General features: G+C 46.1%; 11 protein-coding genes and 2 tRNA genes. 8 read left to right on the top strand and 5 right to left on the bottom strand.

The genetic code is table 11. The features are described 5' to 3' along the window. Position 1: 1 nt before the first annotated feature. Both EJ063_RS19080 and EJ063_RS19085 read right to left on the bottom strand, forming a co-directional pair. Positions 2 to 78 (bottom strand) — tRNA-Met (locus tag EJ063_RS19080). Between the two features lie 41 nt (positions 79 to 119). Continuing rightward, a tRNA-Gly gene (locus EJ063_RS19085) sits at positions 120 to 195 on the bottom strand. Between the two features lie 301 nt (positions 196 to 496). Between EJ063_RS19085 and EJ063_RS19090 the strand changes: the two genes are divergently transcribed. Then, entirely contained in the window at positions 497 to 1207 is a 711-nt protein-coding gene (locus EJ063_RS19090) for a hypothetical protein (RefSeq protein ID WP_126575891.1), read from the top strand. 41 nt (positions 1208 to 1248) lie between these two features. On the opposite strand, the gene orn is transcribed toward EJ063_RS19090, so the two are convergent. Next, entirely contained in the window at positions 1249 to 1794 is a 546-nt protein-coding gene (orn, locus tag EJ063_RS19095; protein WP_126575892.1) for an oligoribonuclease, read from the bottom strand. 127 nt (positions 1795 to 1921) lie between these two features. On the opposite strand from orn, the gene rsgA reads away from it, so the two are divergent. The 7 genes from rsgA (at position 1922) to EJ063_RS19130 (ending at position 11687) form a co-directional block, all read left to right on the top strand. Continuing rightward, positions 1922 to 2977, top strand: a complete 1056-nt coding sequence (rsgA, locus tag EJ063_RS19100) for a small ribosomal subunit biogenesis GTPase RsgA (RefSeq protein WP_126575893.1) — start codon at positions 1922 to 1924, stop codon at positions 2975 to 2977. A gap of 111 nt (positions 2978 to 3088) precedes the next feature. After that, a complete protein-coding gene (asd, locus tag EJ063_RS19105; RefSeq protein WP_126575894.1) occupies positions 3089 to 3961 on the top strand; it encodes an archaetidylserine decarboxylase in 873 nt (290 codons plus the stop codon). A gap of 172 nt (positions 3962 to 4133) precedes the next feature. Beyond that, positions 4134 to 5549, top strand: a complete 1416-nt coding sequence (locus tag EJ063_RS19110) for an SLC13 family permease (RefSeq protein WP_126575895.1) — start codon at positions 4134 to 4136, stop codon at positions 5547 to 5549. 223 nt (positions 5550 to 5772) lie between these two features. Beyond that, entirely contained in the window at positions 5773 to 7653 is a 1881-nt protein-coding gene (locus EJ063_RS19115; RefSeq protein ID WP_126575896.1) for a methyl-accepting chemotaxis protein, read from the top strand. Positions 7654 to 7722: 69 nt separating this feature from the next. Continuing rightward, the gene (locus EJ063_RS19120) at positions 7723 to 8610 is read left to right on the top strand and encodes a DMT family transporter (protein ID WP_126575909.1); all 888 of its coding nucleotides are present in this window, start codon (positions 7723 to 7725) and stop codon (positions 8608 to 8610) included. Between the two features lie 238 nt (positions 8611 to 8848). Beyond that, positions 8849 to 10381: a 2,3-bisphosphoglycerate-independent phosphoglycerate mutase gene (gpmM, locus tag EJ063_RS19125; RefSeq protein WP_126575897.1), complete on the top strand. Its 1533-nt coding sequence runs from the start codon at positions 8849 to 8851 to the stop codon at positions 10379 to 10381. 169 nt (positions 10382 to 10550) lie between these two features. Beyond that, positions 10551 to 11687, top strand: coding sequence for a murein hydrolase activator EnvC family protein (locus EJ063_RS19130; protein ID WP_126575898.1), 1137 nt, complete (start codon positions 10551 to 10553; stop codon positions 11685 to 11687). Between the two features lie 67 nt (positions 11688 to 11754). On the opposite strand, the gene EJ063_RS19135 is transcribed toward EJ063_RS19130, so the two are convergent. After that, positions 11755 to 12711 (bottom strand): DHH family phosphoesterase, encoded by a 957-nt coding sequence (locus EJ063_RS19135; RefSeq protein WP_126575899.1) that lies wholly within the window; start codon positions 12709 to 12711, stop codon positions 11755 to 11757. Positions 12712 to 12803: 92 nt separating this feature from the next. Then, entirely contained in the window at positions 12804 to 13439 is a 636-nt protein-coding gene (locus EJ063_RS19140) for a TetR/AcrR family transcriptional regulator (RefSeq protein ID WP_126575900.1), read from the bottom strand. Positions 13440 to 13491 lie beyond the last annotated feature (52 nt).

Genomic DNA, 13491 nt, shown 5'->3' on the forward strand with positions numbered 1-13491 from the left:
TTGGTTGCGGGGGCCGGATTTGAACCGACGACCTTCGGGTTATGAGCCCGACGAGCTACCAAGCTGCTCCACCCCGCGTCCGTATTCATCATTTGAGGCATGATGAAAGCCTTAAAATTTGGAGCGACACACGAGGTTCGAACTCGTGACCTCAACCTTGGCAAGGTTGCGCTCTACCAACTGAGCTAGTGTCGCATCAACAACGTTTCCGTCGTTCAGGGCTGCGAATTATAAGAGCATTTTTTTGTGATGCAAGTCCTTCATTAAAAAAAAGCGCTTTTTTTTTCTTATCGGATAAAAAGAACACATTTATCAATCAAAAAGCTTGAAAAGCATACAGATTACCAGTCTCAAATCTCACCTACAGGATCAAAATGCGAACTCCCACCACGTTTTTCGATCTCTTTATCGCGAATAACTCCCATTTTTTATATAACTGTCTGATATAGATTTGTATTGCTAAACAACTTCTTAACGAAGAAGAGGCTCACTTGCTATGCCGTTTCACGCAGCGCTAGTCAAAATCATCACTATTCTATCGCTAATGATCCTCATAAGCGGCTGTGGATCAATGCCTAAACCAGTTCGCAATCTGGGTAAGAGTGATGTTGATTTCGTCATGGATGTTCACGCCAAGCAACTAAAAGCTCAAATGGTGGAGTTAACCCGTAAGCTTTATGTTCGTAACCCCATTCAACTTGCCAAGAACCCCACAGCAACCATCGACAGTCGCATTGCTCAAATCTTTGGCCCCGAAGACACTATTTCGCTCCCACCGTTGGTTTTTGATGAACTGAATGGTGTCACTGGGATCGATGCCATTTTGCTGAGTTTTGAGGAAGCATTTGAAGGTGACCGCGTATTTGCAGCCGTGGTCGGTTTGTCTGAAATGTTGCGCCGTTCATACAACCACCAGCAAGAATTTTTCATCATTGATTCATTAGATGAGCAAGCTTTGTATAACAGCGCAAGAAACATCGAGATTTTCGTTTGGAGGCTATACCACCGTAAAGGTGACAATGGCAATCCTCTCATCTACACCAACGACACCACAGAATATGGTGGCGATATTAGCTTCGACCGTTTGTTTACTAAGATGGTCATGATTCAAGATATGATGGCGTTGATTGTTGCTGATAAAACCAACCGTGGTATCACCAAAGTCGCACATGGAGTCGCACAGTTTGTCTTCCTACCTGTGCCATAAATAGCAATAAAAAAACCAGCATTGAATGCTGGCTTTCTTGATTAGATAGAGATGATCGTTTTTCGGTAGTATTGCAGCTCGGCAATCGACTCTCTAATGTCATCCAGTGCTAGGTGGCTGCCTGTCTTACTAAAACCATCAAGTACTTCTGGTTTCCAACGACGAGTCAACTCTTTCAACGTACTCACGTCAATGTAGCGATAGTGGAAATACTCTTCCAAGTCCGCCATGTGCTTGTACAAGAAACGACGATCCTGACCAACACTATTACCACAGATAGGAGATTTCCCTTTCGGTACCCACTTCTCTAAAAACTCGATGGTTTGACGAACCGCTTCTTGCTCATCAATCTTACTTGCACGAATACGTTCAACTAAGCCACTGCCAGTATGTGTTGTCGTACACCACTCATCCATTTTTTCGAGCTCTTCTTCAGGCTGATGAATGGCAAGTACTGGTCCTTCAGCTAGAATATTCAATTCACTATCCGTCACTATGGTAGCAATTTCGATGACTTTGTGAGTTTCTGGATCAAGGCCAGTCATCTCTAAATCAATCCAAATTAAGTTCTGATCGCTAAAGGACATAAATCGTTGCCTATTGGTTTTCTGATAAAAAAGGTACTATACCCAAATTCCGATACCCAAGATAGCTTGAGATAACTCGCTTCTTGTGAGTATCGCCCGATAAATTAAGCAATTGAAGTAGATAAACGTGGCTAAAAAGAAAAAGCTAACCAAAGGTCAGGTAAGGCGTGTTCGCCATAACCAGAAGCGCAAACTCAAACAAGAAGAATCGGTCCAATGGGACGAATCGATGCTTGGGGGCAGCAAATCGGGCCTAGTTATCACTCGTTTTGGACAACACGCCGATATCGAAGATCTTGAAACAGGTGACGTTCAGCGCTGTAACCTACGTCGAGGTATCGAGACTCTCGTTTCTGGGGACAAAGTGATTTGGCGTCCAGGACTTGAGTCTATGGAAGGCATCAGCGGTGTGGTTGAAGCAGTAGAACCACGCACTTCAATTTTGACTCGCCCAGATTACTATGATGGTCTAAAGCCTGTTGCGGCTAATGTCGATCAGATGATCATTGTCTCTTCCGTGCTGCCAGAGCTCTCATTGAATATTATCGACCGATACCTTGTCGCGTCTGAAACGCTGAACATTGCGCCTCTGTTAGTACTCAACAAAATCGACTTACTGGACGATGAGCAACGTGCTCAATACCAAGAATGGTTAACAGTGTATGAGCGTATTGGATACAAGGTCTTGCTCGTCAGCAAACAAACGGGTGAAGGCATTGCGGAACTGGAAGCAGAACTTAAAGATCGCATTAACATCTTCGTTGGCCAATCGGGTGTAGGTAAATCCAGCTTAGTGAATGCGCTGATGCCACAGTTCAACGTGGAAGAAGGCGAGGTCTCTGAAAACTCTGGCTTAGGTCAGCACACCACCACCGCATCTCGCCTTTATCATATTCCTACGGGCGGCGATCTTATTGATTCTCCTGGAGTTCGTGAGTTTGGCTTATGGCACCTAGAAGCAGAGGAAGTGACCAAAGCATTCGTTGAGTTCCGTCCTCTCCTTGGCAGCTGTAAATTCCGTGATTGTAAACACAATGACGATCCTGGCTGTGTGTTACGCCAAGCGGTAGAAGATGGCGAGATCAACGAAGTACGCTTTGCAAACTACCATCGAATCATTGAAGGCATGGCGGAAGTCAAAGCAAACCGTCAGTACTCTCGTAGCAAAAAAGCGGATTTGTAACCGCAATTTTGTAAGCAAACTCTCGTAACTGCTGACATTATCGGGCAATTTGAGTAGTATCTCGCGCCCAGAATATAGTCAATTGAACAAATAACATTGGAATTGAACACAATGGATAAGATTAAAGTTGGACTTCAATATTGGATCCCACAACACGGCCTAACACGTCTAGTGGGTAAGCTAGCTTCTGCAAAAGCGGGCGGTCTAACAACAGCGATCATTAAGTGGTTTATTAAACAATACAACGTGAACATGGATGAGGCTTTGCACTCAGATCCAAAACACTTCAAAACGTTCAACGAATTTTTTGTTCGTGAATTGAAGGAAGGCGCACGCCCAATCACGGAAGAGACCACTGTTATCACCCATCCTGCTGATGCGTGTGTAAGCCAATTTGGTCCTATCACTGACGGTAAACTTATCCAAGCAAAAGGTCATGACTTTACTGCTCAAGAACTGTTAGGTGGCGACGGTGTACTGGCGGAAGAATTTGCTGACGGTGAATTTGCGACACTGTATCTCTCACCTCGTGATTATCACCGTGTTCACATGCCATGTGACGGCACGTTACGTCAGATGATCTATGTCCCTGGTGATCTGTTTTCAGTAAACCCACTTACCGCAGAAAATGTACCGAACCTATTCGCGCGCAATGAACGCGTTGTGTGTATCTTCGATACGGAATTTGGCCCGATGGCTCAGGTTCTTGTAGGCGCAACAATTGTAGGTAGCATCGAACAAGTTTGGGCGGGTACCGTAACTCCACCTCGTGGTAACACTGTATACAAATGGGATTACCCTGCAGAAGGCGACAAAGCGGTTATCTTGAAGAAAGGTGAAGAAATGGGCCGCTTTAAGCTTGGCTCTACCGTTATTAACCTATTTGCAAAAGGCGCGATCAGCTTCGATGAAACGATGCAAAATGGTCAATCAACTGTAATGGGCTCACCTTACGCACATACCGTTGCTCAAGACGCTGAGTAAACCCGTCTTCAGAACGTCCATAAGCCTCGATTCGTCGAGGCTTTTTTTGACCCAAAACAAACTCAACGCAACAATTTCCACTGTTTATTAAAACTACAAACTCAGTCTAAGACGCTCATTTCATTGTCATTTATGCTATAGCCTCAACGCAGTTATTGGGGTGAGTATTGCTATGCCAAAATTAGATGCTGGGATCATTGTTAAGCTACTGATTAGTTTTGGCTTACCTCTTGGCGTATTGTTCATGCCGATCGATTGGATTCCTATTGATGATCTCACGCTGATTCAACACCGTTTGCTGGCAATTTTCTTACTCGCCGCCTTGCTTTGGGTGCTCGAACCCGTCCCGGTATTCGCGACTTCCATTTTGATCATCGCTCTTGAACTGATCATGATCTCCAACAAAGGCTTACACCTATTTCGTACGCCACCAGCCGGACACGACCTTGGTGAATTGATGCAATACACCGATATCTTTAGCGCCTTCTCCTCCCCAATTATCATTCTGTTTATGGGTGGTTTTGCTTTGGCGATTGCCGCTTCCAAGTATGAGCTTGATAACAATCTAGCACGAGTGTTACTCAAGCCTTTTGGCCACCAGCCTAGATTCATCATGCTAGGCTTAATGTTGATCACTGCTGTGTTCTCAATGTTTATGTCCAATACCGCCACAACAGTGATGATGCTGGCGCTATTGGGGCCAATTGTCGCCTCAGCACCTAAGGGCGATCTCGGCATCAAAGCACTAGTGCTATGTATTCCTATTGCGGCCAACACGGGAGGCATCGCGACGCCAATTGGTACGCCACCCAACGCAATTGCTCTGCAGTATTTAACCGGTGAGAACAGCATCGACTTTCTCAGCTGGATGATGATGGGGCTGCCGTTTGTGATTATTCAGCTCACCATTGCTTGGTTCTTGCTGCAAAAGCTGTTTCCATCAGCACAAAAAGAGATGAAGCTGAAACTGGATGGTCAATTTCAAAGAAACTGGCGCGCTATCGTCGTGTATACGACCTTTGCTGCAACCATCTTGCTGTGGATGACAACCAAACTGCACGGCATGAATACCTACGTGGTATCCATCATCCCACTGGCGGTCTTTACGCTAACCGGAATAATGGGCAAAGCCGAGCTTAAGCTAATTAACTGGGACGTGTTGTGGCTGGTCGCTGGCGGTATCGCGATTGGTATTGGTTTGGATAAAACTGGCCTGGCAGCCGCTTTAGCCCATGCGATTGATTATGAATCGCTCTCGCCGCTTGCCGTAGTCTTCACAATGTCGATCGTTTGCTGGCTAATGGCGAATTTCATGTCCAATACCGCGACAGCAAACTTGTTGATGCCGATCGCGGCTGCGATTGGTGCCTCAATGGAAAGTCTAGCGAGTGTCGGCGGCTTGCAAGGTCTGTTGGTTGTTGTCGCCTTCTCTGCCTCACTTGGCATGATCTTACCAGTCTCAACGCCACCCAATTCATTGGCCTACTCAACCGGCTTAATCGAAAGTAAAGATATGGCGAAGACTGGTATTATCATTGGTGTAATTGGGCTGCTTATTGTTTATGTCGCGACCTTGATACTTACCTGATAACCCGATAAATCTGACCTCTAGCATGCTGGGCTGGAGGTCACAAATCCTTACAACTTTAAATGGCTTTTCTTAAAATCAGCATATAGATCAACAATCCACATTTCCGCCATCTATAACATTGTGCCGATATCACCATCAATGCCCCCTTTTTCATCCCTGTGAAATCGTGGTGATAGCCCCTATTCTTCTCGTCCTGTTGTCTGAAAAATAAGGAAAGGCAATGAGAAATACAATCAAACTAAAAATTCAAATCGCCATTGCGATCGTGATTGCCGTCGTCAGTGGTGTTCAAGCTTGGATCTCTGTCAATCAACTGCAACAAGAAACCACCTCTGCGCTGAACAGCGAAATGGCCAATATCAGTCACTCAACTTCGCGTTATATTAGTGATTGGCTGGCAATTCGTAGCGATATGATGCTAGCGAACGAAAAAACCCTCATTGAATCAAACAACTCTGATCGAGAGATGCTCCTCACGAAACGAGCTGGGGATTTTCTTTCGGTCTACGCTGGATTTGATGATGGCTCAATTGCGTTTGGAGACAAAACCGAAGATTGGCCAGCCGATTACGATCCAAGAACACGCCCTTGGTATCAAGATGCAATGGCCAGCAACGGTCTGATCATCACCGAACCATACCAAGATTTTGATGGGAGCATTGTGGTCAGCTTTGCCAAAGCATTTTCTGGCAACAAACACGGTGTGCTCGCCGCTGACCTTACTGTGACCAACATCATTGATGAGGTACTCAACATTACCTTAGACAACGATGGGTTTACTTTTCTTGTTGATGGCAACAATAACATCGTTGCTTACCAAGACGAATCTCTAAGCCAGCAACCACTCACCAAGCTGAATTCAAAATTGACGCAATCTGAGGTTCAAGCGCTCGTAAAAGACTCTTCAATTTCAACCATTGAATGGCCACAGCAAGGTGACAAGCTGATCTATGTAACGAATGTTCCATCGACTGATTGGTCACTAGGTATTGTGGTCGATAAAGAACTGGCATTCGCATCTGTTACTGAACAAATCCAGTTTACTGCCGTCGCTTCACTGATCTTGTATCTGATCATTGCGACATTCAGCACCTACACCATTACAAGGCTGCTAAAACCGCTGCAAGACTTGTCATCTTCACTTTCTCAGCTAGCAAAAGGGGAAGGCGATCTCACTCAACGAGTAGAGATCAAGCGCCGTGATGAAATCGGCGAAGTGGCTGAGCACGTTAACCAATTCTTGAGTCAGATGCAGCGCATGATCACTGACATCATCAATCACAGTGAGCAACTCGTACAGCAAGCAAACCAAGCGAACTCACTGTCATTGCAGTCAGCAGAGCAAGTCGAAGTTCAGCAAAATGACGTCAACCAAATTGCAACGGCAATCCATGAGATGTCTGCAACCGCAAGTGAAGTAGCAAACCACGCAGAAACAACCGCAACCGCTTCCCAAACCTCGGCAGATGCATGTCATGATGGCCAGAAGGTCATTCAGCAAAACCGTGAAGCGATCATTAAGCTGGCGGAGCAAGTGACGGCCGCAGCCAAAGTGATCTCTGAGCTGGAAAACAACACCCAAAGCATCAATCAGATTCTATCGACTATCCAAGAGATTGCCGAACAGACCAACTTACTCGCCCTTAATGCGGCCATTGAAGCCGCTCGTGCAGGCGAACAAGGTCGTGGTTTTGCTGTGGTCGCCGATGAAGTCCGAGTCTTGAGCCAACGCACCCATGGCCCGACAGAAGAAATTCGTCACATGATAGAGACACTACAAAGCAATACTCAACTTGCGGTTACTAGCATGCGAAGCAGTACGTCACTCGCGGATACGAGTGTGGACTACGCTCAACAAGCCGCTGAGAGTTTGGGGCATATCACCGATGCGATTAGCAACATCAATGATATGGCGCTACAAATCGCGAGCGCGGCAGAAGAACAACGCGCCGTCAGTGAAGACATCAGCCGCAATACTCAAGGAATAAAAGACGCTTCTGACGTACTGGCAAACCAAGCGCTGCAAAGTAGTGACAGTGCTACCCAGATGCGTCAATCCGCAGAAACGATGCGCACGGAAGTGGCCCGCTTTAAGGTGTAGCTTTGTTTTAAGCATGATTTAATGCATATTGTCAGCCTGACTTTCCGTATTCACAAGGATAGCGAATCAATGGGTTACGAATGGCTGGCACTCGCTGCCGCATTTCTTTGGGCCGTGGCCAGTATATTGTCTGTGGTACCTGCGCAGCATCTAGGCACGTTTGCCTACAGCCGTTGGAGAATGGGGTGTACTTCTTTGATTCTCGGCTCAATGGCACTGCTAACCGGCGGCTGGGCAAGCGTAGAAGTCAGCGCCATCTCAGCCATGATGCTGTCTGGTGTCATTGGTATTTTTATTGGCGATACCGCTCTATTTGCTTGCCTGAATAGGATGGGACCAAGGCAAGCCGGCTTACTGTTCTCTTGCCATGCCGTGTTCTCGGCGGTGTTAGGCTATTTCCTGTTTAGTGAAACCATGACTAGCTTTGAGCTGCTGGGCGCTTTGCTGGTTTTTTCTGGCGTTCTAACTGCGATCTTTTTTGGTCGCCGAGGGCAGACAAACAATCAGCTTGAGTCAGTAAAAGGTAAGGTGTGGGTTGGCATCGGTTTAGGTTTACTGGCCGCGTTATGTCAGGCATTGGGAGGGATCATCGCTAAACCTGTGATGCAGACCAGTATCGATCCTGTGGCCGCCTCTGCGATGCGGATGATGACGGCGTTTGCGGCACACTGCCTGTATTTTCTCACTGGCGCTAAGCTCGCCCGCGCTACAAAGCCAATGAATTTAAAGATTTTCTCGATCACTGCTGTAAATGGGTTTCTTGCAATGGCGGTCGGTATGACATTAATTCTGTATGCACTACAGGAAGGAAATGTCGGCATGGTAGCGCTACTCTCTTCCACAACCCCTATCATGTTATTGCCTATACTTTGGGTTTACTCTGGCAAGCGACCCAATCGATTTGCTTGGATCGGTGCAATTGTCGCCGTCATCGGTACTGGCATTTTGGTTCAATAAGCTATTGCAGTAATCGGTAAATCCCACTTTCTTTTCACGCTAATACGTTGAGAATAGCGAGCAGAAAGCAGCAAGAATGAGCAACTCGGATTATACATACTGTTTGTAAGGTGAAAGATTACAACAATATTTCACAAACAATATTTGATCTTAACCTACAGTTTTGGTTAAAAAGTGTAGTAAAATTACGCTAATTTAGTTTCCAAAGTTACTTTGAAATTTGACGAGGTCATCCACTATGACAGCTAAGAAGCCTATGGCTCTAGTTATTCTTGACGGTTACGGTCACCGTGAAGATACAGCAAACAACGCAATCGCAAACGCGAAAACTCCATTCATTGACAGCCTGTTTGCTAACAAACCAAACACGCTAATCTCTGCTTCTGGCATGGATGTTGGCCTACCTGACGGTCAAATGGGTAACTCTGAGGTTGGCCACACCAACATCGGTGCAGGTCGCGTTGTATACCAAGATCTAACTCGCATCACTAAATCTATCGCTGACGGCGAGTTCGCAGAAACGCCAGCTCTAGTTGAAGCGATCGATTCTGCAGTTAAAGCAGAAAAAGCAGTACACATCATGGGTCTTATGTCTCCAGGTGGCGTACACTCTCACGAAGACCACATCTACGCAGCCGTTGAAATGGCAGCAGCACGTGGCGCAGAGAAAATTTACCTACACTGTTTCTTAGATGGCCGTGACACGCCACCACGCAGCGCAGAGAACTCTCTACAACGCTTCCAAGATCTCTTCGCAAAACTAGGTAAAGGCCGTGTGGCTTCTCTAGTTGGTCGTTACTACGCTATGGACCGTGATAACAACTGGGATCGCGTTCAAGTTGCTTACGATCTTCTTACTCAAGCAAAAGCTGAATTCACTTTCGATACAGCAGTAGCAGGTCTTGAAGCGGCATACGCTCGTGACGAGAACGATGAGTTCGTTAAAGCGACAGCCATCAAAGCAGAAGGTCAAGAAGATGCGGTAATCGCAGACGGTGATGCCGTGATCTTCATGAACTACCGTGCTGACCGTGCTCGTCAAATCACTCGTACTTTCGTACCTGCATTTGATGGCTTCGAGCGCGCTGTATTCCCAGCAATCAATTTCGTGATGCTAACGCAATACGCAGCTGATATCCCGCTAACAACAGCATTCCCACCAGCATCTCTAGAGAACACGTACGGCGAGTGGCTATCTAAACAAGGTCAAACTCAGCTACGTATCTCTGAAACAGAGAAATACGCACACGTTACGTTCTTCTTCAACGGTGGTGTTGAAAACGAGTTTGAAGGTGAAGAACGTCAGCTAGTTGCTTCTCCTAAAGTTGCGACTTACGACCTTCAACCAGAAATGAGCTCTGCTGAGCTAACTGAGAAGATGGTTGCAGCTATCAAATCGGGTAAGTACGACACGATCATCTGTAACTACCCTAACCCAGATATGGTTGGTCACACTGGCGTTTATGAAGCGGCTGAAAAAGCGATCGAAGCAATGGATGAGTGTGTTGCTAAAGTCACAGCAGCTATCGAAGAAGTTGGCGGTCAAATGCTGATCACAGCTGACCACGGTAACGCAGAAATGATGGTAGACCCAGAGACAGGTGGCATCCACACGGCTCACACTAACCTACCAGTACCACTCATCTACGTGGGTGACAAAGACGTTGAGTTCAAAGAAGGCGGTAAACTGTCTGACCTAGCTCCAACGATGCTTTCTCTAGTAGGTTTAGAAATCCCATCAGAAATGACAGGTGACGTCCTGGTTAAGTAATTAATACAGACTGACGTTTTGAAGCCCGAGCACTCAACTGCTTGGGCTTTTTGTTTTCTTAAATCTTGTTAGATATGACGCACTAGCAACTTTTGACATTCCCCTTTCTTCCCATCAAAAGGTTTGGGTATACTGGCTACTTCTCAAATAGTTAGGACACCCTCACACAATGGCTATCACCCCATTCAAGCCTCTCTTGTCGCGTAAGAGCTTACTGTCGCTCGGGCTGATACTTTGTAGTCTTTCTCCAATTCCTAGCTATGCGGCAAATAATGCAGAGCTCAAGGGCGTGAGTGGTGAAATTTCTCGTCAAAAGCAATCTCTTTCAAGCCAGCAGAAAAAACTCGATTCACTACAAAAGTCTCTAAAAAGCCAAGAGACCACCATTACTAGGCTCGAGAAAGAGATCAAAGAAACGCGTTCATCACTCAAAACAACCAACGCAAACATTGCTAATCTCGACAGTAAAATCGATGCTCTCGAAGCTCGTAAACAAGCGCAAAGTGACCGACTTGCCGAGTTAATTCAAACGTACTACGTGACTCAGCGAGCCAAAACTTCGTCTAATATTCTCAATCACGGGATTGAAGAAGATCGTATCAGCCAATATTTCCAACACCTGGCAAAAGCAAGAGCCGAAACCATCAGTGAGCTGGAAGCAACGGTGAGTGAGTTGGATAACAGCCACCAGCAACTTCAACTAGAGAAACAACAACTCACCACCTTGCTGAACCAGCAAACTCAAAAGCGTGACCAACTAGCCAAGACGCAATCTCAACGTAAAGGGACAGTGTCTAATATTCGTAAGAGCATCTCCAACGATAAGGTTTACCTTTCTGAGCTACAGAGAAACGAGACGCGTCTAAAAGCTGAAATTGCGAAAGCCGCCAAGCGTAATGCTGTTCCTATGGATGGTCTTACTCGTCAGAAAGGAAAGCTGCCTTGGCCAGTTAAAGGTCGTGTTCTGCATAACTACGGCTCAAGGCAGACAGGGCAAATCAACTGGAAAGGTATGGTGATTGATGCCAATTACGGTCAATCAGTCAAAGCGGTGTATTCAGGTACGGTTGTCTTTGCTGACTATCTACGTGGCTATGGTTTAGTGGTCTTACTCGACCACGGTAAAGGCGATATGACCTTGTATGGCTTTAACCAAAGCCTGCTGAAGAAAGAAGGGGATAAGGTGACCAAAGGCGAGACGATTGCTCTTGCTGGTGATACGGGTGGTCAGTCTCAAGCATCGCTTTACTTCGAAATCCGACGTAATAGTAAAACCCAAAATCCGAAAAGCTGGTTAACTCGCTAACCAACCAATAAACGCAGATAAAGCAAGGCGTCTTCTCTAGTGATAAGACGCCTTGTTTCTTTTCGTACTAGGCGTATTGCTTTTCAACCGCCTCAATAAACGCACTCACCTGCTCTTTCGGCAAAGCATTGATGCCTGCCGCTGCCGCTCGGCCACCCCCCGTTGGAAATAGTGAGCAAATATCTCCCGCCCCTTGTTTATCATTCAATGGTGCTCGCAACGACACGGTGTATGTACCATCACTGTTTTCCGTGAGTACAGCATGCGCTGAGTCTGCAGATTGGTTCGCCAATAAGTTGCCATATACGCCACTGATACGGCGCGAAGACGCTTCATTTGGCAATTCAAACACACCCAGCTTGTCACTTTGGTATTGAGGCTTAATCGCCAGCGCTTTATCCATATCTTGTTGATAAGCGGATTGAAGCACATAAAAAGGGGAGCTTTGATCAGCTATAACAGCAAATGGATCATCGTAGGCCAAAAGCGCTTGAAACAGTACGGCAGGGTCAAAATGAAGGTCTTCTAGCTTGGAGCCATAACCGTTGTAGTTGGTCAAAGTGCCTAGCTCTTTTAGCTGTGCTTGTTGCTCAGAGCTTAAGCCGGCATCTTCTGCCAATTGATCCGCCTTGGCGATTAAGTTGTCTCCGTAAGCGGCTGTAATCGCCCACGTGTGATAACGACCATTCAATAACTTGTCGACAATAAGCGCAGTACACGTGTTTGCATCGAGATCGATATGAGCATCAAGGTTGGGATGCTGCGGGATGTCTCCTGACTTATGGTGATCGGCATAAAAGACCTTTGCATCAGCAGCAAGGGCTTTCTCTAGTCCAGCTTTGTTCTTCTCCATCGAGATATCAAGCACCGTGACCGAATCACCTAGAGTTACAGAGAGCTTCTCAAGCAACTGAATATCGCGCTTTACCCCAGTCACAAGCTGAGCATCTTTAGGTTCGGCTAGGCGAAGCTGTAAAAGTGCGATGATGCCATCGGCATCACCATTAAAAACGTCAAAGTGCATAAACAACAAAACCCATTAAAATATCTCTCGATACTCTAATGGGTTCTGACTGAGTTAACAATTTCAGTTAGTTATAACTAGGATCCACACGTTTAGGCATGAATCGCTTTCACACCATCTTCTAAAAGCTGAAGCTGTTCCAATCCTTGTGCCGTTGCTTTTGGTTTCACAACCGAGATCATCTGTAACATGCCTTGGTGAATGACCTGTTCCGTAATCTGCGTCTTAGGTGACATGGCCGCTTGATAGCCTAACCAGCTTGATGCGATAAGGTGCAGAGTCGTCACTAGTGACTTCATTTCACTGTCTTCAACCGAAAGCAGCTCTAAGTCGACGAAAGCACGCATAATATTGATCAGGTTCGACTGAAGTTTCTCCTGAACCTGAATGTACTCCTCATGCAGCTGCTCATCACGTTGCAAGATCTCTGGTAGATTGGCGTAGAAGAAACGATATTTCCACATCAGTGTAAAGATGGAGTCTAGATAGTGCTTGAGTAACACCAAGCTTTCTTGTTGACCTTGGATCGGAGTAAAGCGTTCCAACAACTCATTCGAGTACAGTGCGAAGATCTCACGCACAATCTCTTGCTTGTTGCGGAAGTGGTAGTACAGGTTACCCGGGCTGATATCGATATGCGCGGCAATATGATTGGTCGTGATATTACGCTCGCCGTGCTCATTAAATAGTTCTAGTGCTGCAAGCACGATTTTATCGCGTGTTTTCATTCTTTCCCGAACCCTATTCCATTAATCTAGTCAGTATAACTGAGTATATTAC

Origin of the sequence: Vibrio aquaticus (assembly GCF_003970385.1) — a bacterium.
GTDB lineage: Bacteria > Pseudomonadota > Gammaproteobacteria > Enterobacterales > Vibrionaceae > Vibrio > Vibrio aquaticus.